At 44.1% G+C, this 25,247-nt stretch carries 27 protein-coding genes, 1 other RNA gene and 1 pseudogene; 9 read left to right on the forward strand and 20 right to left on the reverse strand.

Annotated features, from left to right (window positions below; all coding sequences use genetic code 11):
• Positions 1-23: 23 nt before the first annotated feature.
• Positions 24-593, forward strand: coding sequence for a TetR/AcrR family transcriptional regulator (locus CAN90_RS10110; protein WP_242953622.1), 570 nt, complete (start codon positions 24-26; stop codon positions 591-593).
• A 205-nt stretch (positions 594-798) separates the two neighbouring features.
• Here the strand turns inward: CAN90_RS10110 and CAN90_RS10115 are convergent, their stop codons facing one another.
• The 6 genes from CAN90_RS10115 to CAN90_RS10140 form a co-directional block, all read right to left on the reverse strand.
• A complete protein-coding gene (locus CAN90_RS10115) occupies positions 799-1,830 on the reverse strand; it encodes a uroporphyrinogen decarboxylase family protein (protein WP_085833704.1) in 1,032 nt (343 codons plus the stop codon).
• A 7-nt stretch (positions 1,831-1,837) separates the two neighbouring features.
• Entirely contained in the window at positions 1,838-2,524 is a 687-nt protein-coding gene (locus CAN90_RS10120; protein WP_085833705.1) for an ABC transporter permease subunit, read from the reverse strand.
• Positions 2,524-3,228 carry an amino acid ABC transporter permease gene (locus tag CAN90_RS10125; RefSeq protein WP_085833706.1) on the reverse strand — a complete coding sequence of 235 codons (705 nt, stop codon included), beginning with the start codon at positions 3,226-3,228 and terminating at the stop codon, positions 2,524-2,526. The genes CAN90_RS10120 and CAN90_RS10125 overlap by 1 nt, the downstream gene beginning before the upstream one ends.
• Positions 3,229-3,274: 46 nt before the next feature.
• Positions 3,275-4,135 carry a transporter substrate-binding domain-containing protein gene (locus tag CAN90_RS10130; RefSeq protein ID WP_085833707.1) on the reverse strand — a complete coding sequence of 287 codons (861 nt, stop codon included), beginning with the start codon at positions 4,133-4,135 and terminating at the stop codon, positions 3,275-3,277.
• A 61-nt stretch (positions 4,136-4,196) separates the two neighbouring features.
• Entirely contained in the window at positions 4,197-4,949 is a 753-nt protein-coding gene (locus tag CAN90_RS10135; protein ID WP_085833708.1) for an amino acid ABC transporter ATP-binding protein, read from the reverse strand.
• Positions 4,950-5,337: 388 nt separating this feature from the next.
• Positions 5,338-5,586, reverse strand: a complete 249-nt coding sequence (locus tag CAN90_RS10140; RefSeq protein WP_085833709.1) for a helix-turn-helix domain-containing protein — start codon at positions 5,584-5,586, stop codon at positions 5,338-5,340.
• 462 nt (positions 5,587-6,048) lie between these two features.
• Between CAN90_RS10140 and CAN90_RS10145 the strand changes: the two genes are divergently transcribed.
• The 4 genes from CAN90_RS10145 to larE all read left to right on the forward strand — a co-directional run bounded on the left by CAN90_RS10145 (position 6,049) and on the right by larE (position 10,496).
• A complete protein-coding gene (locus CAN90_RS10145; RefSeq protein WP_085833710.1) occupies positions 6,049-7,575 on the forward strand; it encodes a nicotinate phosphoribosyltransferase in 1,527 nt (508 codons plus the stop codon).
• Between the two features lie 46 nt (positions 7,576-7,621).
• Positions 7,622-7,973: RNase P RNA component class A (gene rnpB, locus CAN90_RS10150), an RNA gene on the forward strand.
• 226 nt (positions 7,974-8,199) lie between these two features.
• Positions 8,200-9,657, forward strand: a complete 1,458-nt coding sequence (gene larC, locus CAN90_RS10155; RefSeq protein ID WP_085833711.1) for a nickel pincer cofactor biosynthesis protein LarC — start codon at positions 8,200-8,202, stop codon at positions 9,655-9,657.
• 14 nt (positions 9,658-9,671) lie between these two features.
• Positions 9,672-10,496, forward strand: coding sequence for an ATP-dependent sacrificial sulfur transferase LarE (larE, locus tag CAN90_RS10160; protein WP_085833712.1), 825 nt, complete (start codon positions 9,672-9,674; stop codon positions 10,494-10,496).
• Between the two features lie 148 nt (positions 10,497-10,644).
• On the opposite strand, the gene CAN90_RS10165 is transcribed toward larE, so the two are convergent.
• The 4 genes from CAN90_RS10165 to CAN90_RS10180 all read right to left on the reverse strand — a co-directional run bounded on the left by CAN90_RS10165 (position 10,645) and on the right by CAN90_RS10180 (position 14,887).
• Positions 10,645-11,976 carry a Na+/H+ antiporter NhaC family protein gene (locus CAN90_RS10165; RefSeq protein ID WP_085833713.1) on the reverse strand — a complete coding sequence of 444 codons (1,332 nt, stop codon included), beginning with the start codon at positions 11,974-11,976 and terminating at the stop codon, positions 10,645-10,647.
• 286 nt (positions 11,977-12,262) lie between these two features.
• The gene (locus tag CAN90_RS10170; RefSeq protein ID WP_085833714.1) at positions 12,263-13,231 is read right to left on the reverse strand and encodes a C-terminal binding protein; all 969 of its coding nucleotides are present in this window, start codon (positions 13,229-13,231) and stop codon (positions 12,263-12,265) included.
• 35 nt (positions 13,232-13,266) lie between these two features.
• A complete protein-coding gene (locus CAN90_RS10175) occupies positions 13,267-13,680 on the reverse strand; it encodes an aconitase X swivel domain-containing protein (RefSeq protein ID WP_085833715.1) in 414 nt (137 codons plus the stop codon).
• A 1-nt stretch (position 13,681) separates the two neighbouring features.
• Positions 13,682-14,887, reverse strand: a complete 1,206-nt coding sequence (locus CAN90_RS10180; RefSeq protein WP_085833716.1) for an aconitase X catalytic domain-containing protein — start codon at positions 14,885-14,887, stop codon at positions 13,682-13,684.
• 974 nt (positions 14,888-15,861) lie between these two features.
• Between CAN90_RS10180 and CAN90_RS10185 the strand changes: the two genes are divergently transcribed.
• The 4 genes from CAN90_RS10185 to CAN90_RS10200 all read left to right on the forward strand — a co-directional run bounded on the left by CAN90_RS10185 (position 15,862) and on the right by CAN90_RS10200 (position 19,003).
• On the forward strand, positions 15,862-16,584 hold the full coding sequence (locus tag CAN90_RS10185) for an amino acid ABC transporter ATP-binding protein (RefSeq protein ID WP_085833717.1): 723 nt from the start codon (positions 15,862-15,864) through the stop codon (positions 16,582-16,584).
• 71 nt (positions 16,585-16,655) lie between these two features.
• Entirely contained in the window at positions 16,656-17,501 is an 846-nt protein-coding gene (locus CAN90_RS10190) for a transporter substrate-binding domain-containing protein (protein WP_085833718.1), read from the forward strand.
• A 72-nt stretch (positions 17,502-17,573) separates the two neighbouring features.
• Positions 17,574-18,329, forward strand: a complete 756-nt coding sequence (locus tag CAN90_RS10195; protein ID WP_085833719.1) for an amino acid ABC transporter permease — start codon at positions 17,574-17,576, stop codon at positions 18,327-18,329.
• Positions 18,329-19,003: an amino acid ABC transporter permease gene (locus tag CAN90_RS10200; protein ID WP_085833720.1), complete on the forward strand. Its 675-nt coding sequence runs from the start codon at positions 18,329-18,331 to the stop codon at positions 19,001-19,003. The genes CAN90_RS10195 and CAN90_RS10200 overlap by 1 nt, the downstream gene beginning before the upstream one ends.
• A 127-nt stretch (positions 19,004-19,130) precedes the next feature.
• Here CAN90_RS10200 and CAN90_RS10205 read toward each other — a convergent pair whose 3' ends face one another.
• The 10 genes and pseudogenes from CAN90_RS10205 to CAN90_RS10250 all read right to left on the reverse strand — a co-directional run bounded on the left by CAN90_RS10205 (position 19,131) and on the right by CAN90_RS10250 (position 25,190).
• Positions 19,131-19,427, reverse strand: a complete 297-nt coding sequence (locus CAN90_RS10205; RefSeq protein ID WP_085833721.1) for a spore coat protein — start codon at positions 19,425-19,427, stop codon at positions 19,131-19,133.
• Between the two features lie 14 nt (positions 19,428-19,441).
• Entirely contained in the window at positions 19,442-19,627 is a 186-nt protein-coding gene (locus CAN90_RS10210; RefSeq protein WP_085833722.1) for a spore coat protein, read from the reverse strand.
• An 89-nt stretch (positions 19,628-19,716) separates the two neighbouring features.
• The gene (locus tag CAN90_RS10215; RefSeq protein ID WP_085833723.1) at positions 19,717-20,088 is read right to left on the reverse strand and encodes a type II toxin-antitoxin system PemK/MazF family toxin; all 372 of its coding nucleotides are present in this window, start codon (positions 20,086-20,088) and stop codon (positions 19,717-19,719) included.
• A 517-nt stretch (positions 20,089-20,605) separates the two neighbouring features.
• Entirely contained in the window at positions 20,606-20,956 is a 351-nt protein-coding gene (locus CAN90_RS10220; RefSeq protein WP_242953623.1) for a DUF1304 domain-containing protein, read from the reverse strand.
• Between the two features lie 18 nt (positions 20,957-20,974).
• A complete protein-coding gene (locus CAN90_RS10225; RefSeq protein WP_085833725.1) occupies positions 20,975-21,514 on the reverse strand; it encodes a flavodoxin family protein in 540 nt (179 codons plus the stop codon).
• A gap of 69 nt (positions 21,515-21,583) precedes the next feature.
• Positions 21,584-22,039 carry a MarR family winged helix-turn-helix transcriptional regulator gene (locus tag CAN90_RS10230; protein WP_085833726.1) on the reverse strand — a complete coding sequence of 152 codons (456 nt, stop codon included), beginning with the start codon at positions 22,037-22,039 and terminating at the stop codon, positions 21,584-21,586.
• Positions 22,040-22,268: 229 nt separating this feature from the next.
• Positions 22,269-22,787: a hypothetical protein gene (locus CAN90_RS10235; RefSeq protein WP_085834338.1), complete on the reverse strand. Its 519-nt coding sequence runs from the start codon at positions 22,785-22,787 to the stop codon at positions 22,269-22,271.
• Between the two features lie 10 nt (positions 22,788-22,797).
• On the reverse strand, positions 22,798-24,327 hold the full coding sequence (locus tag CAN90_RS10240; RefSeq protein ID WP_242953624.1) for an NAD(P)H-hydrate dehydratase: 1,530 nt from the start codon (positions 24,325-24,327) through the stop codon (positions 22,798-22,800).
• A gap of 73 nt (positions 24,328-24,400) precedes the next feature.
• Positions 24,401-24,691, reverse strand: a pseudogene (locus CAN90_RS13835) (holo-ACP synthase); the annotation flags it as partial.
• Positions 24,672-25,190 carry a DUF6106 family protein gene (locus CAN90_RS10250; protein ID WP_085833729.1) on the reverse strand — a complete coding sequence of 173 codons (519 nt, stop codon included), beginning with the start codon at positions 25,188-25,190 and terminating at the stop codon, positions 24,672-24,674. The gene CAN90_RS10250 and the pseudogene CAN90_RS13835, both read right to left, overlap by 20 nt.
• Positions 25,191-25,247 lie beyond the last annotated feature (57 nt).

Raw genomic sequence — 25,247 nt, forward strand, 5'->3', positions numbered from 1 at the left:
TATTACGCAACAGGAGGATAAACGTGGACAGAAAAGCAGAAATCTATCGCTGCGGGAAGCATTTGTTTTGTTTAAAGGGCTTTAAGGATACCAATGTTGCCCAAATCATGAAAATGGCAGGAATGGCGGCGGGTACATTTTATAATTACTATTCTTCAAAGGAAGCACTGTTTCTGGATATTTACAACGACGAAAATGTTGCCCTGAAAGAAAACATCATGAAGAAGATAGACATTGATGCCGAACCCATACACGTCATTCAGAAGATGCTGCAGTTGAACTTAGCGGGAATGAACGAAAACCCAATTCTACGGGAATGGTACAATAGAGAGTCGTTTAGTAAAATTGAAAAAAAGTTTCGAGAAGAAAACGGATTAGCTCGCGTGGATTTTCTCTATAGTGGTTTTATTGAGATTGTGAGAAAATGGCAGGCCGAGGGACGGATGCGGCAAGATATTGACGCTGAAATGATTATGGCGATTTTCACCTCATTGGTTGTTATGGAAACACATAAGGATGAAATTGGGATTGATTATTTCCCTCAGCTGATTGAATACCTTGCTGAATTCACGATGAAAGGGCTTATGTATTGATCCGAAAACATGTCGCCAGACGAAGCAATTAAATATTGAATTATGCTTTGTAAAAAAAGTAGTCATTATTATGAGCAGAATAAAAAACTGTATGGAGTAGTGGTAATGTACTAGTACCAACGCCCCACACTTCTTTTATAGAACGACCATCAGCTGTACGTTCTACAAGAAAGAACCGTACCTGTATAAACAGGTACGGTTCTTTTTATATTGCCACAGCTGCAACTCGGTAAACAGCACGGCAAAGAGCATACATATTTTTTTCAGGAAGGTTCTGGTTCGCTACACAGCCGGGACCAATAATCAGCCCGTTATCCCCTGCGGCGACAATAGCCTCCTGCACATGCTGTTCCACCTCTGCCACCGAGCCGGAAACCAAAATGCTCTCTCGTATTTTCTCCCCATTTTCATTATAGAAAGGGGCTTCGCGAATTCCACCCAGCAGGCATTTATCGGTAATGGAACGTGCTTCCTCCAGCGTTGGACTGCTCCAGCGGTCGTGCCAATTGATGCAGTTCACAGGGTAATCGGCAATTAACTGGAACATCCCATTGTCTCCATGCAGATGAGCCACATTAAAGAACGTTTCATCCTGATAGGCGGCGATTACCTGACGGTCAAAATATTCCCCAAACTCGCGGTACTGTTCCTCGGTTAAGAAATCGTGGTTGGCACATTGCGTCGCAAAGAAAAAACCATTTACACCCATTTCAATATTGGCCTTTACAAAGTTAATGGTAGTTTCCGTTATAGCCTGCAAGGCTTGCTTGAATAGGCGGGGGTTATCCTTCATATCGAGCAGAATTCGATCGCCCGCAAGCTTTCTGGCCGTGGTTAGGGGACTAAAGATGGTCTGGATGATAGGCAGCTGCCCGTTTGCCAGCACTATGGTATGCCGAGCCGCCTGAAGCTGCTTGCCGTAGGTTCCATAAATGGCAGGCAGCGGTTCAATCCGCTCCCAATCCTTTACTTGGTGTATCCCATAGTCGTCTACAATTGGCGGCTCATTCACTCGATTAAAGATTTTCACCTTTACGCCATAATCCTGCACACCATACAGCCCAAACGGCATGAGCTTAATAAAATCAAAATCATACTTTTGTGCAAAAGCCACTTGTGCCTCCGCTAGACTTCTTGGGTCTTGGTCTACTGCTGAAAAGTGCATCCAGACATTCAGTGGAATTTTATCCACCTCTTGCCCATTCAGTGCTGCGTGAATTCGCTCAAACTTATTCATATTACACCTACCATTTCTTAAATGCCAGCTCAATACGGCGAAATACAACATCCAGCAATCCACAAAGTGCCCAATAGATGAGTGCGGCCGCAATGTACGCCTCAAGGTAATGCGCATTTTGAGCAGATGCCAGCTTTGCCTGAGATAAAATGTCTGCCACGCCAATGGTAAAAGCCAGTGAAAGCCCCTTAATTACCCCTAAAAAGGTATTAAAAAGCACTGGTACTACTACCGCTACCCCCTGCGGCACCACAATTCGATGCAATGCCTGGTACCCGGTCATCCCGCTGGCAAAGGCAGCTTCCCATTGCCCGGGGTCAATGGAATAAAACGCCCCACGAATATTTTCAGACTGCCCAACCGAAATATAGAACGCATATGCCACCACAAGAACAGCAAGAGGTGAAACAGGTGCACCGTTCCCCAGCCCTAGCAGTTGGCAAAGGCTATCTAACACCATGGGCAGAAGAAAATAAGCGAGGTACAAATGAATCACCAACGGCACCCCTCTGGTGTAGTCAATAAATACCCGTGCAATCTGTTTTGCCACCGGTATTTGGCGAATACGAATGACTGCTACGAGTAAACCAAGCAGAACGCCAAAGAATAATACGATAAGCGCAGTTCCCAATGTAAACGGGACAACCGTAAGAATAAAGCGCATATCTTCTACAATGATAGAACCACTCAGCATTACCCCACCCGCTTTTCTGTTTGTTTACCAGCAATCACTTTCTTTTCAAATACCTGGCACAGCTTCCCAACTGCAAACGTGATGCACCAATAAATAATTGCCGCAGCCAGAAAAACCTCCAGCTTTTTTACTCCGAAATCATTGGAGATGATTTTTTTGGCCAGCCCCATAATGTCAGTTAAGCCAATCACAAATAAAACAGATGTATCTTTTACCAGCTCTACAAAAGCATTCTCTAAATTTGGCCACGCAATTGGCAGCATTTGAGGCAGTAGAATTCTTCTAAATTTCGTGAAACCATTCATACCAATGCTGTCGGCGGCATCGTGTTGGCCTTTTCCCACCGCCAAATAGGCAGGGCGAAGGTACTCCGACATATAGGCGCCATTGTATAAAATTAGCGCAAGAGAAGCATAGAAGGTTTTACTCCAGCCATCTGCATCAATCCCAAATTCCCGCAGAATTAGCGGCAACCCGTAATACACTAAGAAAATGTGAATCAGGCAGGGTGTGCTGCGAAAGAAAGATACATATAAGTCTGACAGGGGTGAAAGCACTTTCCATTTTTTAATTCGAACTGTCGCGATACCCGCCGCCAAAAGAATACCCAAGCTGCCAGATATAACAATAACCAACATTGTATAAGGAATTGCAACGCTAATTCGCCCTACCACATAACACACATAAGAAAAATCGATATTCATTGTGGGTACCGCTCCCCTCTGCTACCAAGCACTTGTACAAAAGAACTTACGAATTGGCAGCGTATTTTATGGTGTCTTCCCCATACCATGTTTCAGAAAGCTTGGAGAGCGTTCCGTTTTCTCTGAGTGTTTTTAACGCCTGCTCTACCTTTGCAGATAAATCTGCCTGGTCTTTTGCTAAGGCAAAATAAGTTCCATTAATTTTCACTGGGGGAGTTACCGCTTTTACTTTTAGACCCAATTGCTCCTTAATTTCAGAGAAGCCCAAATTGTTCGGAAGCACCAAGGCATCATACTGTTTATCGCTCACCGATTTAAAACGATCTGCCACTGAAATGCCGTCGCCGGTCGCAATGGTAATTTGTTTATCGGGATGCTCTTTGTTATAGGCAGTAAGCAAATTAAAAATGCCTCCATTGGGGGTGGATGGTACTAGCTTTTTGCCCACCAAATCATCCAGCGTTTGAACGGAGTTATTGTCTTCATTCACATAAATGTTAATAAGACTCACACCGGTAATGGCATTTGGCAGCAGATACTTTTTCTCGCGTTCAGCTGTCTTATAAAGACCTCCGCCAATGAGCGCATATTTACCAGTTTCTAAACCGATTTGCGTCGCGTCGCTTTCTACCAATTCCACGTTGAATTGATAATCCGGAATCAAATCATCCACCGCTTTTAGCACCTCAACCTCATAACCAACCTTTTCGCCTTTTTCATTCTCGAAGCTTAATGGGCGTGAAGCAGCCTCTAAAGCAACATTTACGGTCTTTACCGAGGCAGATGAGGAATCTCCGCTCTGCACAGCAGAAGCGTTTGCACCTGTACTGGTGTTTGCTGCGCAACCCGACAAAAGCCCCGTAAGAATAGCCGCTGTGATGAACGATCGAATGCGTTTTGTTTTCATGTTAATTCCTCCTTATTTGTGTAAGCCCTCATAAAGTAAACTATTTTAAGATGTTTGCTGTTTATATTTGATAAACAAAAGGCTGATAGATGCAGTCTAAAAACCGTTTTGTTGCCGCTTCTTTTGGTGATAGAAAAACCTCTCTGGGAGGGCCTTGCTCTACAACGTTACCACCCTCCATAAAAATCACCTTATTTGCAATATTTTGTGCAAAGCTCATTTCATGAGTAACAACTACCATCGTGATTCCTCTGTTAGCCACCTGCTTCATCACGGAAAGAACCTCGCCGACCAGCTCTGGGTCGAGCGATGATGTAGGCTCATCGAATAGAATCACCGATGGGTTTAAGGCAAGCGCTCTAGCAATGCCTACCCGCTGCTGCTGACCTCCGGAAAGCTGATTTGGGTAAAAATCCTCTTTTCCCTCGAGCCCAACACCTTTGAGCTGCTGTTTTGCAGTAATGATTGCATCTGTCTTGGGAATTTTTTGAACGGTAATTAGTCCCTCCGTAATATTTTCCAAAGCAGTTTTGTTTTTAAATAGGTTGTAATTCTGAAATACCATTGCTGTTTTTCTTCGAAGTGCTAAAAGCTGCTTTTTTGAAGATTTTTTATAATCATAGAAAATCTGGTCAATGGTGATATTTCCTTCATCGGCCTTCTCCAGGCCATTCATACAGCGCAGCAGCGTGGTTTTTCCCGTTCCACTGGGTCCGATAATCACCGCAACATCCCCCTGCTCTACCGTAAGGTTAATACCTGTTAATATCTCTTTGAAGGCGAAAGATTTGCGAATGTTTTGTAGTGTGATCATAGTTGCCCTCCTTTTGCTGCTGTGCATTTTAACAATTCAAACTGTTAAAACATACTAATCTTATACGTTTACAAAACTAAGTTTAGTAAAGAATACGTTGCAAGATACGAATAGTCAACTCTTTTTTAGGAAAAAATTTATTTTTAACATTACTTATAATAGAATACCGATATGTTAAGTACATCTTCATGTAATATAGATAAAAAAATAAGCCTTAAAATTGAGAGTAGTTTTCATTTTTCAGAGTAACTTTTTAACTGGCAGCTATCAAATTAGAGTGATTGGTTACCCATTTCAATTTTATAAATATTAGAACGCAAAAAAAGAACAGCATCCACTCTACGGGATGCTGTTCTTTTCTATAAAGCGCTGGTATAATGTGCCGTAATCAGTCTTCGCGACCGAGCAGCCAGTCAACAGACACGTTTAGAATATTCGATAAAGCTACCAATTCAAAATCCGTTACGTAACGAATTTGCCCTTCTAATTTCGAAAGGCCGGAAGCGTTCATGTCAATTCCATTCACCTGCAGCTGAGCCAAAAGTTCTTTTTGTTTCATACCCAAATTCTTGCGGGCCATTTCTACATGGGCACCTACCAAATTACGATTACCCAGGGCTTGCTTGCGTAATCTCATTCTTTCATCTCCCCGTTGCTCAGGCCGTTTTTCGCCGGCCAGACAAATAATAATAAGATTTCCCTCTTCAATAAAAAAGGCACTAAATTGCTGTCGCTTTTCAGAAAGCAAAGTATTTTAAAAGAAATAAAAATACCACTATCCGGAATACATTCCATTATAGTAGATAAAATCGAAAAACGCAACAAAAACCATACAAAAATTTTAGATTTAATCCGTTTAATTTGCTGGTTTCAAATGGAACGGTACCTACTTTGTCGAATGTCAAAAAAACATTGTTATTTAGAGGGTTTCTTGTTATAATACTATTCAACAAAGTGACCGGCATATTTTTTTGAGGCTTGCCCCGAATTCGGGTAAATCACCCTAATTCGTGCAACGTTTTCTCTTTGCTTTCTGATTTATAATATGCACAAACACTGCAAAGAGATTATGCTATAATAATTGCTTTTAATGAGGTGTATGGATTTGGAGGAAACAGTACAGACTCCATTCGGTAAGAACCTGACAATGCTCACCGATTTTTACGAGATAAGCATGGCAAACGGCTATTTTGCAAACGGCTTTCAAGATAAGATTGTTTATTTCGATATGTTCTTTCGTAAAATTCCCGATGGCGGTGGTTTTGCCATTATGGCTGGCGTACAGCAAATGGTGGAATATTTGCAAAACCTCTCGTTTACCCAGCAGGATTTAGACTACCTGCGTACCACCAAAACATTTAATCATGCTTTTATTGATTATCTAGCCAATTTTCACTTTGAGTGCGATGTTTGGGCAATTCCGGAAGGAACCCCCATTTTCCCAGGTGAGCCAATTGTAACGGTGCGCGGCCCCGTTATTCAGGCACAGTTTATTGAAACAATGGTGCTTCTTTGCGTAAATCACCAAACCTTAATTGCAACAAAGGCAAACCGAATAGTTCGTGCAGCAAGCGGGCGTTCTGTAATGGAGTTTGGTTCACGGCGGGCACAAGGATTCGACGGTGCGGTTTACGGTGCGAGAGCCTCCTATATCGGTGGTTGTACGGGAACAGCTTGCACCATTTGTGAGCGTGATTTTGGCATTCCCGCTATGGGAACAATGGCGCACAGCTGGGTGCAGCTTTTCGACACAGAGCTTGATGCGTTTCGTGCATATGCTCGTGAATACCCCAACCAGTGTGTGTTACTGGTAGATACCTATAATGTATTGCAGTCTGGCATTCCAAATGCCATTCGTATTTTTAATGAAGAATTGGTGCCGAAGGGCTTTCGCCCCGGAGGCATTCGAATTGATAGTGGAGACATTACCTATCTCTCCCGCAAAGCACGCGAGATGCTGGACGCCGCCGGTTTTGAGGATTGCAGCATTTGCGCTTCTAACTCGCTGGATGAGTACATCATACGCGATATGCTGATGCAGGGTGCTCAGGTAGACAGCTTTGGCGTTGGCGAGCGCATGATTACCTCTGCGTCTGAACCCGTATTCGGTGGCGTATATAAATTAGTCGGCGTTGAAAACGAGGACGGCAGTATTCAGCCCAAAATCAAAATTAGTGAGAACGTTGCGAAAATTACCACACCCGGCTTTAAACGCCTGTGGCGTTTGTTTGACCGTTACAGCGGAAAGGCAATTGCTGATGTAATTACCATGCACGATGAGCTGATTGATGATGAGCTTCCCTATGTTATTTTTGACCCTGAATATATTTGGAAGCGCAAAAGAGTGGAAAACTTCCGTGCGGTTCCCCTTATGACCCAGATTTTTAAAAACGGGCAATGTACTATGGAGCCGCGTAGCGTTCATGAGATTCGTGAATACTGCACCGCGCAGGTAGATACGCTCTGGGAAGAGGTTACTCGTTTTGAAAACCCGCACCGCTATTACGTAGACCTTTCGCAGAGTTTGTGGCAAATGAAGGACAAGCTCATTACCAACCACAATTTTGAAAAGAGCTCTTCTCGTTCGGTAAAGTACGCTGACAAAATGGGAGAGCGCTTTGAATAAGAGCGTTACTTGACAAGAAAATAAAAATTCGTTAAAATGAACGATGCGAGCAGGCTGAGCAGTCGCGGGTAACCGCCCGAAAGGGCCTATCCGAGGAAAGTCCGAGCTCCACAGGGCAAGAATAACGGCTAACGGCCGCCGGGGGTGACCCCAGGGATAGTGCAACAGAGAGATACCGCCTGCACTTTGTGCAGGTAAGGCTGGAAAGGCGGGGTAAGAGCCCACCAGCGCGCGGGAGACCGCGCGGCTATGTAAACCCTATTCGGAGCAACACCGGAATGGGACAAATGCGTCGGCCCGGCGCGTCCCGAACAGGTGGCACTGAGCTGCGGCGGTAACGCCCGGCCAAGATAGATGACTGTTCACGACAGAACTCGGCTTATAGGCCTGGTCGCAACCTGAAAACAAAGCTTCCTGTATAATACCTTTTTCCCCTAATAATTATGATTTGAAATCATTACAGAAGAACAAGGAAGAAGGAGCTGGAAGATGAATCAAAACCATGAAGGTTTTAGTTGCCGTTTGCAGCTTACCTTTCATGGTTTTTCTTTTAAAACTAGTTTATTTTAACATGATACACTGCCAACGCTATGTGGCAGGCGAATACAAAATGGAGGGAATGGAATGAAAACTCTATATATGGATTGCTTTTCCGGCATCAGCGGTAATATGACAATCGGTGCGTTTTTGGACTTAGGCGTGGACCAAGCGTATTTACTGCAAGAGCTTGATAAGCTGCAAGTGGATGGCTATAAAATCGAAATCACCAAAAAACAGAAAAATGGGATTACCGGTACTTATTTTGATGTTATTTTGCAGGAGGAATCAGAGCATTCCCACCAGCATGAAAATACCTCGAAAAGAGAGCAGCACGCAGAGAAAAATGAGAAAGCCCTCCCTCCCTGCACCTGCAAGCACCACCGCACTTACTGCATCTGCGGAAAAAACAAGCTCCCCAAAGAACTGGGCAGCAAAAAAAAGAAGCATAAGAACAAAAACAAAAAGTATGCCGAGCATGCAATTCATTTTCATGCAGATTCTGGTTTTCATTCACACGAGACGCATTCTGGTCATCACCACCACGACCACGGCGAGCATGGCCATGCGCCCCACCGCAATTTACAGGACATCACACAAATCATTGATGCCAGCGAGTTGTCGGACAATGTAAAGCAACTATCGAAAAAGATGTTCTCTTTTGTAGCGGAAGCGGAAGCAAAGGTTCATGGAAAGCCAATCGAAGAGGTTCATTTCCACGAGGTTGGCGCCATCGATTCCATTATTGATATAGTTGGTACCGCTATCTGTGTCGATTTTATAAAGCCTGACCGCATTGTCGCTTCCCATCTTCCAGTTGGCTCCGGTTTTGTACGCTGCCAGCATGGGCTTATTCCGGTTCCTGCTCCGGCAACACTCGAGATTATTCGCAAAGGCGGCATCCCCACTTATTCAAATGGAATTCAAAAAGAGCTGGCTACTCCCACCGGTGCTGCTATTTTAGCCGCGTTAGCGCAGGAGTATGGCTCGCAGCCAGAAATGGAAATACAAGCAGTCGGTTACGGTGCCGGCTTGTATGATTTAGAGATACCCAACACACTGCGCCTGATGATGGGTGAGGTTCTCCCTGTAAAGAAAAAGAAAAAAAAATTATTGCCCGCTATTATACTTGCTGAAACAAATGTGGATGACACAACCGGAGAGATACTAGGCTATGTAATGAGCCGCTTACTGGACGCTGGCGCACTGGATGTGTTCTTTACCCCCATCTACATGAAAAAGTGCCGCCCCGCGTTTACACTTTCTTTCTTGTGTGAAGAAGCTTTACTACCGGAGCTCGAAACAATTGTATTTGAAGAAACTTCAACCATTGGAATTCGCAGCATTCCGGTTCAAAGAACGGTGATGAACCGAAAAAGCGAAACGGTTCATACGCGTTACGGTGCAATTCGAGTAAAAAAAGCAACCTATGGCAATATCACAAAAACGAGTGGAGAATTTGAGGATGTGAAAGCTGCGGCACAACAGAACGGTGTGCCTATCCAAACTATTTACAATGCCTTACATTCCAACGAAAACGAATAGTGGAGGAATACCGCATGAACGAACTGCATAAGAAAAAGGAACAGCTTGAGGAGTACCTGCGTTCCCTAGAGAGTGTTGCCGTGGCTTTTTCCGGCGGAGTGGATTCCACCTTTTTACTTACCGTAGCACACAATGTATTAGGTGATAAAGCTGTTGCGGTTACTGCACGCTCCTGCAGCTTCCCCCAACGTGAGCTTAATGAGGCGAAGCTCTTTTGTGAGCGGAATGGCATCCAGCATATCATAGTTGATTCGGAAGAACTCGACATTACCGGATTTTCTCAAAACCCGGTCAACCGTTGCTACCTGTGCAAAACCGAGCTCTTCCAAAAAATACGCAGTGTGGCAAATCAATTGGGACTCAAGGAAATTGTGGAGGGCTCCAATTTAGACGACAACGGCGATTACCGGCCTGGCCTAATTGCGGTAGCCGAGCAGAATGCAAAAAGCCCCTTGCGGCATTGCAACCTTTCCAAGGCAGAAATTCGCACATTATCGAAAGAGATGAGCTTGCCTACTTGGAGCAAACCTTCCTTTGCGTGCCTTTCTTCCCGCTTCCCTTATGGAGAAACCATTTCGGAAGAAAAGCTCACCCAAATTGACAAAGCCGAGCAGATTCTTTTGGATTTAGGCTTTCGCCAAGTTCGAGTTCGTCACCATGGCAATTTAGCACGCATTGAGGTAGAGGAAGAGCAGTACCCGAAGCTGATTGAGAAAGAGATTCGCCATACCATATCTACTAAACTCAAGGAGCTTGGGTTCGTATATGTTTCGATTGATATTACAGGTTACCGTACCGGTAGTATGAATGAAACCTTATCGCTAACAGCCAATAAATAATGGATGAGCCCACTTCTGCTTTGTACAAAAGCGTAAGTGGGCTCTCTTTTTTTAATTTAACTATATTTATTTCGCTTTATTCATAGCTTTGGAGTAAAAATGATGGGGCAAATTCTCATATTAAAGAGAATTTGCCCCTTATGTTATTTTAGAATATCAATGCACCAACAATGCCAAAGATGAGTGCGCTTAATACGAGGGTAATAATCTGCGGTACACAGCTATCCCAAATATGGTCGTGCTGCCCATCGGCATTTAAGCCAGCCGTGGGTCCTAAGGTAGAGTCAGAGGCGGGGGAACCACACTCGCCCATGGTTGCGGCACCGGTAATGAGAATAACGGTTGCGCCAACACTGAAACCCATAACCTGTGCGAACGGAACATACAAAGCCGCCAGAATCGGAACCGTACCAAACGAGGAGCCGGTACCAATGGTAAGTATAAGCCCCAGAAGAATCAGCACTACCACAATAACAACCTTGTTGGTACCGAGTACGGCAATTGTGGAATGAATCAGGGGATCAATCTGTCCGCTATTGCTCAGCACGTTGCTGAAACCAGCGGCAGTCAGCATAACAAACGCCATGAAGCCCATGATGCCAATACCTTCTTCTACTGCACTCTGCATATCATTTAGCTTTACTACGCCCAATAACAGGAAAAGCAGTAGGCCAGACAAAGCGCCCAGAATCATAGTGTCAAAAATAAGCTGCACTATCACAATAGTAAGCACGCTAAACAGCGCAGCCCACTGTGTTTTCATAAGGGCTTTACCAGTAGCCGCTCCATTGTTTTCCGCAACGATTTCTTCCTGTACAAAGCTATTGTCTCCCATTGCGTACTCTCTGGGTTTTCTGTACAAGAAGTATGCACCGATAAAGCCTACCAGAGTACCAAAACCAAGGAACCAAGTGAAGTGCCAAACATCCATTACCGCAATCGGCATACCAAACTTCGTCATGTTTTGCGATACGATGGTATGAAAGATTAAACCGAAGCCAAGCGGGAAGGTTACCCAGGTTCCCTTCAGGCCAAACGCCAAAGCACAGGAGGCAAGGCGTCTGTCGAGCTTCATCTCATTCATTAATACCAGCAAGCCCGGAATAATCATTGGCATGAATGCGATATGGATTGGAATAAAGGTCTGCGATAAGAAAGACAGGAAAATGAAAATTAAGAGCAGCTTTATTTTGCTGCCTTTGATAATACCGCCCAGCTTGCCAGACAGCCTGCTTGTAAGGCCGCAGCGCTCAATGATAACTGCCACTGCACCAAGCATTACATAGCTTAGTCCCGCTTCACAGTTTCCCACCATGCCGTCCGTAAACAGCGTCATTGTTTCTGGAATGGTCATTCCAGATAAAAGACCGCCAACAAGTGAAGAAATGATGAGTGCGAAAATAACGTTGACTTTTACAAAACACAAAACCAGCATGACCACAACCGCAATAAGTATAGGATTCGTCAACAATGCGATCATATAACACCCTCCAATATTCTGTTTTCTTTTCTCTACTCTTCTTCTGTTGAGGTTCCTTCCCCGACCTGTTTTCCCACACACCACACGGAACCGCCGGGAAAGCCGCGATTCTTATTTATCCCCTAAATATCTCCTTTGCCCTATCCTCTATTCATAACACAGCTATGGGCAGTCTCCCATCCCCTTCCTTACAGCGGCTCACCCAAATAGCCTTGATGATTTTTGAAACAGATTCTAAATTCTCCGTTTCTTTTTAGGCTTATTAATCAAACAAACAGCCCCTAGCCTAATTCACTAAATCTTTCGGAACTTCACCACGCAGCATGCGAATGGCATTCCATGCGGCTCGGGTACGCAGTTCCTCAAAAGACTCCTGCGAAATGTAAGAAATGTGGGGGGTAACAATGCAATTGGGAGCATCAAAAATCGGCTCTTTCTCTCTTGGCGGCTCATGCGTAATAACATCTAATGCTGCTCCTGCAATCACACGGTTTTCCAATGCCTTAATTAAATCCTCTTCTTTTACAATGGCTCCGCGTGCCGTATTTATAAAATAGGCACTAGGCTTCATCAGTGAAAACTCTCTCTCGCCAATTAAGCCGGTGGTGCTTTCCTCAAGCTTTACATTTAGGCTTACATAATCGGCCTGCCGGAGTCCCTCCTCCAAGGTAACCGGCTCAATGCCTTGCTTTAAAAGCACTTCATCGTCTTGGAACGGATCATAAGCAACCACTTTCATACCAAGGCTCTGGCAGTGACTGGCTACCGTACTGCCAATTCTACCGCACCCAATGACAAGCAGTGTAGATTGCGAAATACGGTGCGGTGTGTGAGTAACTGCCTGTGCACCCCACTCCCCATTCTTTAAATTGCTATTATATTGAGTTAAACCCTTATAAAAATGAAAGATGGAAGCAAGCACATAGTCCGCCAAATCCTCTGCGCAATAGCCCTGTACATTTGTAACGCTAATCCCCTTAGCGCGAGCCGCTGCTGTATCAATGCGGTCGTAACCGCCGCCAAGTACGGCAATTCCTTTGCAGTTTTTCAGCCGCTCAATCACAGCCGCGGGAATATGTGCATAAACCTGTGCAATAATGGCGTCGGCCTTCCAGCCGAACTCCTCCAAATCCTTTTCATACTCATAAGTGGAGAAGCGCAGTTCACAATCGGGATACTGCTCTTTTAAAACACTCACTTCTAAATCGTAGTCTTTCCACTCTTCATCAATAAACCAAAATAAGGGGCGATTCATGATTGTTTTCCTCCTAAATAAGTAAGGTTCTTTCCTTACTCCGCTAAAATTTCAATCGTGGCATTATCGGCATCCACACGAATACGGTCGCCATCCTTTACCACGTCATAAAATTCCGGGTCAACCTTATCTACCATTGGAACCTCCATAATGATTGCACTGGAGACCAAAACGGTTTCAGGATGCTGCAAAATCATCGCTTTGGGTGCATTGCCCTGCATATTAAGCTGATAGATTCCATCTGCTTGCACCACAGAGCTACCTTTTCCACTGGGAAAGATTAATATCTTCTGTGCAATGCTCTTCCCTTCTAAATCATGCCCCGGCTCAATCATTGTACCTGTTTTGGGGTCTATCAGGTAAAACATGATGTCATCCTTCGAAACGATTGCTTCGCCCTCTACAACGCCTTCTGAAATTTTATGGCACTGAAATATTTTCTTCTCCATGTTATCTCACCTCACCTGTTAATGCTGCTTCAATGCAGGTATCCAAATCTCGAATTACAAAATGAATTCCTCTGCGCTGTGGGTAATAAGCACATTTGGGGGATTCTGTAATGCCCACCTTCCCATTCAGGTGACCCCAGCAGGGTTGGTCTGGGCAGGTGTCCGGCACAATAAAGCCTCCCGCCTGCGTAATAATATCATCCAGCCCCATACGAATTGCCATCTCTTTTACATGGCTGGAGGTGAGAATCCACATTTCTTTTTCCAGCTTCTTGCCTTCGATCCGCTCGGCAATGTGCTTTACTTCTTCTAATGTAAAGTGGGGGCAGCCAAACATGGCAAAATCGATTTTACGGTTGCCTTCCAGAGAGATTTTCTCCAGCTCTGCCTGAATATCTTCATTGGTAATCACAACCTTGCGTTCCGGCTCCTTACCGCCAAATGCTGCTTCCAGCGTGGGGGCTTCCGGTGTGAAACCAACAATATGGTACATGCCATAAGCACCAGAGGTATTTAGCTCTGCACCTAAATTGCGAAGTGCCTCTTTGCTGATGTGCTTGGGAAGACCCGTAAACACCGCAATACCGTTGCCGATTTTTTTACCCATCATACCAAGCATGTGGTAATCGTAGTCATTTTTCATATCCGCCTGAACTTCAACGAGAATATTGCCTTTTCTGTTTTCATCTAACAGCAGACCATATTCCGGTACAAAGCCCGTAACCGCAGCACACAATGCACTATTTGCACCTTCACGGTTTGTTCTGGCACCCCAAACCGAATTCACATACGGTGTGGCACTGGATTCGGAAAATGCGATGACCTCCTGGTAATTGGGAACGTTCGTATCAATGTAAGGAGTACAGTTGTAGCTTAGTACTGCTCCCAACGCTTTGTAGGCGTTATGTGTTCTCTGCATTAAATCTGCAAACTCCGGGGGAACCATGTCGCGGCTTTGAAAGAAAGACAGACAGAACCCGGGGTTTACCGTAGGTGCCACCCTACATTTTGCACCCGCACTCAGCAGCTTTTCTGCAAACCAGAGGTCTGCCTCCTGGTTACTTAGTGCAACGTGCGCTCTTGTAATGGGAACCATTCGTTCTGCGTCAAAGGATTCACCAATCGCAACCTGAATTTTCATTGCGTATGCGGTTCCTTTGCCGTATTTACCGTCCAGCATATCCTGCTGTTCTTGTGTCAGCTTCATATCACTTTTCTCCTTATTTAAGATTCTCAGCCTACATTAAGGCTGGATGGGTTACAAAGTGCCAGATTGATATAAGGGCAACCTTGTTCCACAGCCGCCGCATTTTAAGGTAACACATTAGCGTGCGAAACCAAAAAAGTGAAAAGAGGATCGCGACACCTTTGAGCCGCGATATTAAAGACTCTTCTTTTTACTTTTCTGTATTATACAACTATTTTGTCGAAAAATCATCTAAAAAATCAAAAAAAGTAAAATATTTTTTAGTTTATTATCAATTTAGCGCTTATAAAACTACAAATTAATTTACAAAAATACAAGTTCACTTCTATTAACAAGTTGTATTAGCGCATAATTATGCAGTTCCATTTTCTGTTTCTCTTATCATTTAATTTAACAAATATCGCTATTTTATCAAGTTTCACTATTCTTTAATAACTTAAAAATTTAAAAATGATGTATAAAAATCTATTCTTTGTTATCTTGAAAAATTGCTTTTGATTTTTATATAAAGAGTGCTTTACTAATTTTAAGAAATATTTAAAGTATATTCCGAATATATACTCTTTTATATTCGGATGAAAGTTATTCTATGAATAAGGAAGTATAAATTTCTTATAAGCTTATATCGTGAAAAAAAGATGTTTTTGAATTTCATATTATTAAAACTTTCAAAAATAGATTATTTTTATTGTTTTTTCATTACAAAATAGATAGAAATAAAATTAACAATAGTGAATCATTTTAGTTTAATTCTCTAAATATCGACCTCACTCCTCTGTTGCGTACTCGTTTTGTCGTTGTTTTATGTCATTTTTAATCAACAGCTTTGAAAAACCAATTTGACATTTTTTATTTACAAGAGTATGATAACAAAAACCACAAATGCAGGATTTAACATTTGAAATTTCAAAATCCACTCTCAACGATTACCCAAGAGTGTTTCGGCACTTTTTCATACAGGAGGGAAATGAACGATGATAAAGCTAAACCATGTTTATAAAAGCTTTGGCGACTTGGATGTGCTGAAGGATATAAACCTAACCGTAGAAGAAGGCGAAAAGCTTGTTATTATTGGGCCCTCTGGCTCCGGTAAAAGCACAATGGTACGCTGCATGAACTTTTTAGAGGAACCAACCTCCGGCGAGGTATTTATTGATGGTGAAGAGCTCAACGCAAAGAGCAAAAACGACATTGTTCGCAAAAACATTGCAATGGTTTTCCAGCAATTCAATCTTTACCCGCACATGACCGTTCTGCAAAACGTAACCTTAGCGCCTATTAAATTGCAGCACATGAGCAAAGAGGAAGCCGAAAAGAGCGCTTATGAATATTTGGACGTGGTAGGTCTGCGAGATAAAGCGCACGTTTACCCCACCACCTTAAGCGGCGGTCAACAGCAAAGGGTTGCTATTGCACGCGCTTTGGCTACCAAGCAGAAAATCATTTTATTTGATGAACCTACCAGCGCGCTCGACCCCGAAACTGTGCAAGAGGTTTTAGATGTAATGATTGAGCTCTCTCGCATTAACATTACGATGGTGGTTGTTACTCACGAGATGGGCTTTGCCCGACAGGTAGCAGACCGGATTATCTTTATGGACCATGGTGTTATTCTGGAGGAGGGGAAGCCGGAGCATTTCTTCGAGAACCCCACAAACGAAAGAACCAAGGCTTTTTTAAGCAAAATTTTAAAATAGCTTTTATTTTAATTTCTTCCCGTTCTTTATAGAAGGGGTATTAATACAACAGAAATAAAGGAGAGATTCACATGACAACACTAAAAAAAGCGTGTGCGGCAATTATGGCGGTATCTATGCTGGCGATGACAACCGCATGTGCGGGCTCTGCTCCGGCTTCTAGCAGCAAGGCAGAAGGCAGCGGCACTGCGGCTTCTGGCACTACTGCCACTCCTACATTAGATAAAATTAAATCCGCAGGTGTATTGAAGGTCGGCGTAAAGGTAGACGTTCCAAACTTTGGCCTTAAAAATACAAAGACTGGCGAAATCGAGGGTTTTGAAATCGACCTGGCAAAAGCCCTTGCCAAAGACCTTCTCGGCGATGAGACGAAAGTAAACACACAAGGGGTTACCGCCAAAACACGCGGCCCGCTACTCGACAACGGCGAAGTCGATTTGGTAATCGCAACCTTTACCATTACAGATGAGCGTAAAAAGGTCTACAACTTCTCGGATCCCTATTTTTCGGATGCTGTAAAGCTAATGGTGAAAAAAGACTCCGGTATCACTGGCCTCAAGGATTTGGTCGGTAAGACCATTGGAGTTGCTCAAAGCTCAACCAGCATGAAAGCCATTCAGGCTGCGGCTGAAACGGATAAATTGAACGTGAAGTTTGATGAATATGCGACCTACCCCGAAATAAAGGCCGCATTGGATTCCGGCCGGGTACAGTGCTTTGCGGTTGACGGCTCTATTTTAAGCGGATATGTAGATGACACCACCACGATTTTAGGCGAAAAATACGCACCCCAGCAGTATGGTGTTGCCAGCAAGCTCGACAACAAAGACCTTGCCGAATACGTAAATGCACAAATCAGCAAGCTGAAATCCAGCGGAGAGCTGGATAAGATGATTGCCAAATGGCACCTGAGTTAACCTTAGTGAAAAAGCAATAACGAGGGAAGAAAGTTCCCTCAGACTCATCTTTTAGAAAGGCAGGGATAAGGGATGAACAACTCACCTTTTTCTTTGGATAAATGGGGAAGGTTATTTCTCGACTGGCAAACGTTTGCGGAAGGTTTTTTAACCACGCTGCTCATTGCAACACTTGCATTGGCACTTGCCTTGCTTTTCGGGATTGTCTTTGGAATATTCTCTTCCTCGCACCATCGCGGCCTGAAAGGAATCAGCCGTGTATATGTAGAATTCATTCAGAACATTCCCTTGGTGATTCAGGTGTTCTTTTTGTACAACGGTCTTCCGCTCGTTGGTGTGATGCTCGATAAATTTACAATCGGCGTGCTTGGAATCGGTGTTTACACCGGTGCGTATATCAGCGAAGTAGTTCGAACCGGGATTCAGTCGATACCGGCAGGACAAATGGAGGCAGCAAAAAGCCAAGGCTTTACCCATGTGCAGGCAATGCGGTTTATTATTTTGCCGCAAACCGTAAAGATTGTACTGCCACCACTCACAAACCAAGCCGTAAACCTGATTAAGAACACCTCTGTGCTCGCTATGATTGCCGGTGGCGACCTGATGTACCGTGCAGATTCTTGGGCAAGCAGCCAACTACTTTACGGCCCAGCCTACGCTATTACGGGACTATTATACTTTGCTCTTTGCTTCCCGCTTGCTACTTGGGCGCGCAATTACGAGCAGAAGCTCAAGAGCCACGATATTCAGGCGACCGCACTACCCGCAAAAAGTAAGAAGGTATTTTGGGGCAGCCTGCCGGAGCTCTCGAAGAAAGGAGCAGCGTAATGGAAATATTAAGTACCATTTTTTCTAAGGACAATGTTCTATTTCTGCTAAGCGGAATGGGAACCACTGTTTTTATTGCAACCACCACCATAGCCATTGCGCTGTTCTTCGGCACCATTCTGGGGCTGATTCGTAACTATGACCGAGGTATTTTCGGCAAGCTCTCCGCGGTTTATATTGAAACCTTTCGCAACACACCGCTGATTCTTTGGATATTGGCCATCCGCTTTCTAGTTCCTATCCCCGCTCTTTACTCCGGTATTCTCTCTATGTCTATCTTTACAACGGCGATAATGGCTGAAGTTGTGCGTGGAGGACTGAATTCCATTGAAAAAGGGCAGTTCGAAGCGGCATATTCACAGGGCTTTGGCTTCTTCCAAACACTTTGGTTTATTATTATTCCACAGTGCTTTAAGAACATTGTGCCCTCTCTGCTCTCGCAGATGATTACCACCGTAAAGGATACTTCCTTTTTATGGGCGGTCGCAATTGAGGAGTTCACTGGCAAGGGTATGATCTTAATGGGTCGGTTCGCTTCCTCAACGCAGGTGTTTATTTTATTCGCTTTCATGGCCGGCATGTATTTCATCATTAATTTTACTCTCTCCACCATTGTTCGCAGGCAAAACACAAAGGGGCAAATTGTGAAAGCACCTGTTTTGGTGGAAGCATAAGTATTGGTGTGTATGGGCGGCCAATGAATACAATCTACCTACTTTTTTATTCCACTCTTTTTCTTGCAAAAGACCTCAGACATGGGATTTAACCCGTGCCTGAGGTCTTTTTGCAGTTAGCAAGGAATCAGCCGTTCTGATTCATATTTTGAAATTTTTGCTTTGCTTGGTCAATCTTCTGCTGCTCTGCTGCTGGAGTGGGATACCAACCGCGCTTGTGTAGCTCATCAAAAATCTGCGCTTGAAGCTGGTGCTCTTCATTGAGGATATTCATGAACTCATTACGCACATTCGGAGTTGCGCACTCATTGGTAAACGTATTATAGGTACTGGTAATCGCTTTTTGCGAAGACAGTACGTCTTGAAGAACCTCTTTATCCTGCATGCAGGATTGCGTTTGATTCTGGCTTTGATTCTGATCCATTTTCATTTCTCCTTTTAACTTAAAAATCCGAGAAGCTTATCGTAATGCTGCTGATGCTTGCAGGCCAAATCGTTGTACTGCTGCTTGAGCTGTGGGTCTGTGCAGCCCTTTGAATAAGCCTTCAGTTTTGTAATTAAAAGTTTTTCTCCGCTAAGCTGGTCTTCAATTGCAGAAAGCTCCTTTGTGGTTAATGATGCCATTTTCTTTACCTCCTTTTATTCGCTTTATTTTCCTTATTCTTTGCGTAATTGGTAAAGAATATTCTTCAGGTTGATGTTTTCAGGCATTTCTATGTAGCCTGCCTGACCTCTGCTTCAGGTTCTAAGCCAAAGCTGATAGACAACGCCTGATCAATCAGCGACATTGACCCATGGTCTAGCCGCCCCATACGTTCCTTTAATCTGTGTTTATCTATGGTGCGGATTTGTTCGAGAAGCACAATGGAATCCCTCGCTAATCCTGTGGTTTCTGCATCCAACATAATGTGTGTCGGCAATTTGGCCTTTGCCCTTTGGCTGGTTATGGCTGCTGCAATTACGGTGGGGCTGAATCGGTTACCGACATCATTCTGAACAATCAGTACCGGCCTTACCCCGCCTTGTTCAGACCCGATTACTGGGCTGAGATCAGCATAATAAATTTCGCCTCTTCTGACATTCACGTTTTTCACGCTCCGAATAATTTAATGTTTGGGCCCAATCCTATTTTTGCCTCTTATAAAAACTTTCATACAATATTTAAAATATTTTTCTTTTTAATCTCTTTTTAAGGGTTGCGCCTCTCTACATAATATTAGCTTACCCTACAATTGACAGTGAGATTCGAAAAGAGTATTCGTAACAAAAATACGCCAACTAGCATAGTATCGGTTTTTTCATTAATTGCGGGTAGCTTTGTAAATCTTATTCAGCAAAAGCCGCTGTAAGTAAAAAATACGCACTATCCGCACAAACGCTCACTTGAACGTGCCCATAAAAAAAATCGTACCCTCTACAGCAGCCCGTACACTTGCAACAATGAGGCCAGAGGCATTCCTTTAAGCATTATAAAAGTGACGAAAACGAAAAAGCATAGAAGGAGAATGCATTTTTGCATTCTCCTTCTATGCTTTTTCAGTAAGAAAAGTATTCGTAAAGGCGTATTACCACTTACTAATTTAATTAAGAATACTGGATTTGCTATTTAAAAATCCAAAGAACTACCATCGCAATAATAGCAGGAAGAGCCTGCTTATAAAAAATAGATTTATTGGATGTAAAAGCTCCAAAAACTCCTGCAACAATAACGCACCCTAAGAAAAAGGAAGCAATGTAAGCATTCCACGGTGCTGTTTTGATGAGCAACGACCAAATTAACCCCGCAGCCAAAAATGCATTGTATATTCCTTGATTAGCCGCCATTTCTTTTGTACTGTATATAAAATCAACACTAAGGTGCGGGAACATTTTTGGCCCTTTGCTCGTCCATGCAAAAATTTCGACCCACACAATAAAAAGCAGTTCTAACACAATGAGACCAAGAAAAATCATACTAATCAGTTGCATTACTCACACACTTTCTTTCAAACTTACTGCAAAATCTCGAACCTTTTGCAAATCAGGTGAGTTCTGTATACTCCCCTTTTCTGTCATATTCGGTGCTTTTATAATCCCTTTTATCTCCCATTTTAAGTAAGAGCTAATCGCCTTTAGCTGAGCTTCAGCGGCTGCATACACATTGTCTGCTCCAGAATTCAGCAGCATGGCGATAGATTGAATATGAAAGCCTTTCCTCCCGAAAGCATACATACGGTCTATAAAACACTTCGTCTGAGCTGAAATATCAAACCAATAGATAGGAGATGCCAAGACCAGCATATCGGCTGTATCCAAATCCTTTAAAATGCTATTCATATCATCCTTTTGCACGCACTCACCATCATGAGTAAAACAATATTGACAGGCAATACAAGGGGCAACCTTTAATTGGCTCAGATTTTTTATGATTACTGTGTGGCCTGCCGTTCTTGCAGCTTGTGCAAACACATCTGCCATAATTTCTGTATTTCCACCTTTTCGCGGACTTCCAGTAATAACCAAAATATTCATAAAAAATCCCCTTCATCTATACTTAAGTCTAAATACTATTTAACGTATTGATATCAAGCAATCTCAGGTTTAATTTTTTTCACCCGTTAGCTTTCTCAAAAGTTTGTCATTCATCTCTAAATAATACAAGCTTTCTTCTTCCGTTAGTACACCTTGATAGCCGTTTTGAAGTTGGCTCCAAGAATAAACAATTTGCTCTTGCTGCTGTAACCCCTCTTCTGTTGCCAGCAAGCAAACATTTTTCCCTTCCGAATGCTTTTTCACATAACCCTTTCGCTCTAATTTATCTACCAAACGGGTTATCGTAGAGGGCGTTAGATGAAGCAGCTCCCCTACCTCTTTTTGCTGTACTTCCCTCTTTAAATTAATAATATAGAGCAAAACGGCATGGCTAGGGGACAGCCCGGTTTTACTAAAGGCTTCATCTGCAAGCCTGCCTAGCTCACGCGCCAACTTTGTAGTAGAAAAAAATAAGCAGCCATAGAGCTTGCTATCCGAACAATTTGAAAGTAGATTATTATCCATACCAACACCTCATTTGCATGTACAAATATAACAATAAAATCTTTGTTTGTCAATGTCTCTGTTCAAACGTCCCTAGTTAAAACTATAAAGATTGAAGTTCATAAAAACACCCTATATGTTAGGCTATCAATCACACAGCCTAACATATAGGGTAGCAAACCAGGTGCTATCTTATTCCTACTTCTATTTAAAGAAATAGGCACAACCGTTTTTGCACAGAGCGGTACTATTATTTCTCGGTAATTGGTTCAAACACCACCAGCAGTTCTTCTTCTGGAATAGCCAATTGCTTGATTCGCCCAGTACGGCGATCCGCTGTAAGTGTGAAATTGTTTTTTTCGCCACTGCCAAAAAATAGCCCATCACCGGAGGTTGTTAACGCGCCATCCACCGAAGCGGCATCCAAAGATTTAAGAATCATCGGTATCATTCCCGTCTGCGGGAGCATGAGATTATCCTGTGCCACTGTTAACCCCTGGTAGCTAACGGAAAGGATTTTATGATCCCACACCCATGTCATGCCCTCAAGCTCCTGCGGTTCTAACAGCGTAAGCTGTGCGCCCTGCCCAGCGGTATATTGCAGTTTGCAAATGTATTGACTCTTCCCTACGGAAACATTGGCTTTCGACTCAAAGGTCATTACCGGATTTACCACGGGTTGTGTGAGTGACGGGGAACACCCCGCCGCCAAAACTGCCAAACAAATGAGGCAAAACAGAATAACAAGAAGACGGGTCGGTTTGCGCATGAAATCACCCTTATTGTTCAAATTCTGAAAACAGTAAGGGCAGCTCCTCAATCATATCAGACGGAAGCATTCCACGCTGAGACAGCCTCTTCGCACAGCGGTCACCCGCAAGCCCATGCAGAAATACGCCAAATACCGCCGCCCAGTAAGGCGGGGTTCCCTGCGCTATAAAAGAGGCAATTATACCGGCAAGCACATCTCCGCTCCCGCCTTTTGCCATGCCCGGGTTGCCCGTGGTGTTAACAAACACACGGCCGTCCGCATTGGCTACAATGGTGCCAGAGCCTTTTAGAACAAGGGTTACGCCATGTTCCTGTGCAAAGCATTTGGCATATTCCAAACGGTGCGCTTGTACCTGCTCGGTTGTGGAATGAAGAAGCCGCGCCATCTCCCCCGGATGCGGGGTAAGTACGACCGGCACTCTGACTGTTTTCAATATATCTATATTCTCAGCCAAGAGATTTATTCCATCTGCATCGATTACAAGCGGTACGGAGGTGCAAGCCGCCACACGCCGAAGAAGCGAGCGAGCAAAGGCAGAGGTACCAATTCCGCAGCCAAGGAGCACTGCTGAAGCACTCAGCATTCTTTGATTTAACATAGCAGAATCTTCTTTACAAATCACACCATTGCGTTCGTGTTCCAATATTGTAAAAACAGGCTCGGGGAGCACACCGGCCACAACCGGATAAAGCTCCGCGGGAATTGCCATATTAAGCAAACCAACTCCACTGCGCAGAGCTGCACGCGCTGCCAGCATCGCTGCACCTGCCATCCCCCTGCTGCCACAAACAGAAAGCAAAGTACCATAGGTGCCCTTATTGGTATTCTGTTCCCGTTGTTTGAATAAGAGCGAAGCATCCTTTTCTTCTATGGTAAATAACGAGGCGGTTTCTTTATCAAGCCATTCTTTCGAAATACCCACGGGTACCACCGTTACGGTTCCGCAAAAGCTTCTTCCCGGCTCAATGAGATGAGCTGGCTTTAGAGCCGTAAAGCTCACGGTTTGAGCCGCCTTCATCGAGCGACCAGGCACTTCTCCCGTATTGCAAGCAACTCCGCTGGGCAAATCCAACGCCAATACGTGTGCACCGGAGGTTTCTACTGCATCAAGCAAAGGAAATAGATACTCTGTCAAACTGCCGCGAAAGCCAATTCCATACATTGCATCTAGTACATAATCGGCTCCATACACTTGCGTTTTTATTTCATCCGGTTCTTTTTTCCAATCCAGAACTTGAATTTGTTCCCGATTTATTTGAAGAAACATTTGGTTTGCCAATTCGGTTTCCGGCTCACCTTGAATTAGCACCACGCATACCTGTGCTCCCCAGCTTGATAAATGCCGTGCGGCAACATAGCCGTCGCCCCCGTTATTGCCCTTTCCGCACAGTATGACGAAATGCGCTCCGGCGGCTTTCTCCCTCAGTATCTGCGCGGCTGCCAAGCCTGCGTTTTCCATAAGCTCGGAGTAGCTGGTTCCTGCCTGAACTGCTTTTTCTTCCAGCGCCCGCATGGCACCGCTTTCGAATACCTTCATTGCTGTGACGCTCCTCTCCGATGACTGTAACGGACGCGTACCGGTCGGTATGCGTAGCACTGACTGTAAACACCATGTTTTGAGCCGCTTTGCGGGCAGCTCCCTCCAAGAATAGAAAGGGCTTACCGAGGTCATCACGCAAAAGCTGTACCTCGCTTAACAAAAAGCCCCGCACACCGGTACCAAGAGCTTTCGAAAAAGCTTCCTTGGCACAAAAGCTGACGGCCACACTTGCCGCCGGGAATCCACGCTCCGAAAGCTGGGCGTACTCTCTCGCACCCAAAATACGCTGGCAAAAGCGCGGGTTGCGCATAGCATGCTCGACCCGGGGAATCTCAACCAGATCAACGCCCACGGTAAGCATTTACAGATACCTGCCGGGGCAAAAACGGTTTGATTGCCGTCAGCATCCTTTCATTGGGGTTAAACACAACCAAAGTGTTTCCTGCATCCTTCAAATGCACGACAAAGTACCACGCATCCGTGCCCTCATCGTCTACACCAACCATCAGTCGGCTCGCAAAGGTTCTGTTTTGAAGTGTGGAGGCGTTGTAAAGCCCCATCTCCTCTACGGATTTCAGGTCAAAGCCGCAAATCCGCTTGCGACGGCTACGGTTTGTAATTTGATCCACCGTAAAATCTCCGTTGGTGGTACTGTACTCAAATTCCAAATTTCTGGATGCGGCTACATAATAAATGCCTGCAAATACACCTGCAACAATTAATAAAAGAAAAGGAATTAGAAAGGGAACCTGGGTACACAACGCCAGTAGTATTAGCCCAAAGACACTGGCGGCACCAATAATCATATAATCCTTGCGACCTTTTTTCTTTTGAAGTAATTGTTCTACAAAAACATCCATTCCGTCATCTCCCATTCCCAACTTATCTAGGATTTTATTCTTTTATGATACCATAAT

It is taken from the genome of Clostridium merdae (genome assembly GCF_900176635.1).
Lineage (GTDB): Bacteria > Bacillota > Clostridia > Oscillospirales > Acutalibacteraceae > Faecalispora > Faecalispora merdae.

Bases quoted from the DNA above. Each gene is read 5' to 3' on its own strand.
- CAN90_RS10140 (WP_085833709.1), bottom strand. From the start codon at position 5,586: ATGAGATTACGCAAGCAAGCCCTGGGTAATCGTAATTTGGTAGGTGCC.
- CAN90_RS10195 (WP_085833719.1), top strand. From the start codon at position 17,574: ATGAACAACTCACCTTTTTCTTTGGATAAATGGGGAAGGTTATTTCTC.
- CAN90_RS10115 (WP_085833704.1), bottom strand. From the start codon at position 1,830: ATGAATAAGTTTGAGCGAATTCACGCAGCACTGAATGGGCAAGAGGTG.
- CAN90_RS10200 (WP_085833720.1), top strand. From the start codon at position 18,329: ATGGAAATATTAAGTACCATTTTTTCTAAGGACAATGTTCTATTTCTG.
- larE (WP_085833712.1), top strand. From the start codon at position 9,672: ATGAACGAACTGCATAAGAAAAAGGAACAGCTTGAGGAGTACCTGCGT.
- CAN90_RS10165 (WP_085833713.1), bottom strand. From the start codon at position 11,976: ATGATCGCATTGTTGACGAATCCTATACTTATTGCGGTTGTGGTCATG.
- CAN90_RS10175 (WP_085833715.1), bottom strand. From the start codon at position 13,680: ATGGAGAAGAAAATATTTCAGTGCCATAAAATTTCAGAAGGCGTTGTA.
- CAN90_RS10205 (WP_085833721.1), bottom strand. From the start codon at position 19,427: ATGGATCAGAATCAAAGCCAGAATCAAACGCAATCCTGCATGCAGGAT.
- CAN90_RS10170 (WP_085833714.1), bottom strand. From the start codon at position 13,231: ATGAATCGCCCCTTATTTTGGTTTATTGATGAAGAGTGGAAAGACTAC.
- CAN90_RS10190 (WP_085833718.1), top strand. From the start codon at position 16,656: ATGACAACACTAAAAAAAGCGTGTGCGGCAATTATGGCGGTATCTATG.
- CAN90_RS10240 (WP_242953624.1), bottom strand. From the start codon at position 24,327: ATGAAGGTATTCGAAAGCGGTGCCATGCGGGCGCTGGAAGAAAAAGCA.
- larC (WP_085833711.1), top strand. From the start codon at position 8,200: ATGAAAACTCTATATATGGATTGCTTTTCCGGCATCAGCGGTAATATG.
- CAN90_RS10135 (WP_085833708.1), bottom strand. From the start codon at position 4,949: ATGATCACACTACAAAACATTCGCAAATCTTTCGCCTTCAAAGAGATA.
- CAN90_RS10125 (WP_085833706.1), bottom strand. From the start codon at position 3,228: ATGAATATCGATTTTTCTTATGTGTGTTATGTGGTAGGGCGAATTAGC.
- CAN90_RS10185 (WP_085833717.1), top strand. From the start codon at position 15,862: ATGATAAAGCTAAACCATGTTTATAAAAGCTTTGGCGACTTGGATGTG.
- CAN90_RS10220 (WP_242953623.1), bottom strand. From the start codon at position 20,956: ATGATTTTTCTTGGTCTCATTGTGTTAGAACTGCTTTTTATTGTGTGG.
- CAN90_RS10145 (WP_085833710.1), top strand. From the start codon at position 6,049: ATGGATTTGGAGGAAACAGTACAGACTCCATTCGGTAAGAACCTGACA.
- CAN90_RS10235 (WP_085834338.1), bottom strand. From the start codon at position 22,787: ATGCGCAAACCGACCCGTCTTCTTGTTATTCTGTTTTGCCTCATTTGT.
- CAN90_RS10210 (WP_085833722.1), bottom strand. From the start codon at position 19,627: ATGGCATCATTAACCACAAAGGAGCTTTCTGCAATTGAAGACCAGCTT.
- CAN90_RS10130 (WP_085833707.1), bottom strand. From the start codon at position 4,135: ATGAAAACAAAACGCATTCGATCGTTCATCACAGCGGCTATTCTTACG.
- CAN90_RS10250 (WP_085833729.1), bottom strand. From the start codon at position 25,190: ATGGATGTTTTTGTAGAACAATTACTTCAAAAGAAAAAAGGTCGCAAG.
- CAN90_RS10225 (WP_085833725.1), bottom strand. From the start codon at position 21,514: ATGAATATTTTGGTTATTACTGGAAGTCCGCGAAAAGGTGGAAATACA.
- CAN90_RS10120 (WP_085833705.1), bottom strand. From the start codon at position 2,524: ATGCTGAGTGGTTCTATCATTGTAGAAGATATGCGCTTTATTCTTACG.
- CAN90_RS10180 (WP_085833716.1), bottom strand. From the start codon at position 14,887: ATGAAGCTGACACAAGAACAGCAGGATATGCTGGACGGTAAATACGGC.
- CAN90_RS10230 (WP_085833726.1), bottom strand. From the start codon at position 22,039: ATGGATAATAATCTACTTTCAAATTGTTCGGATAGCAAGCTCTATGGC.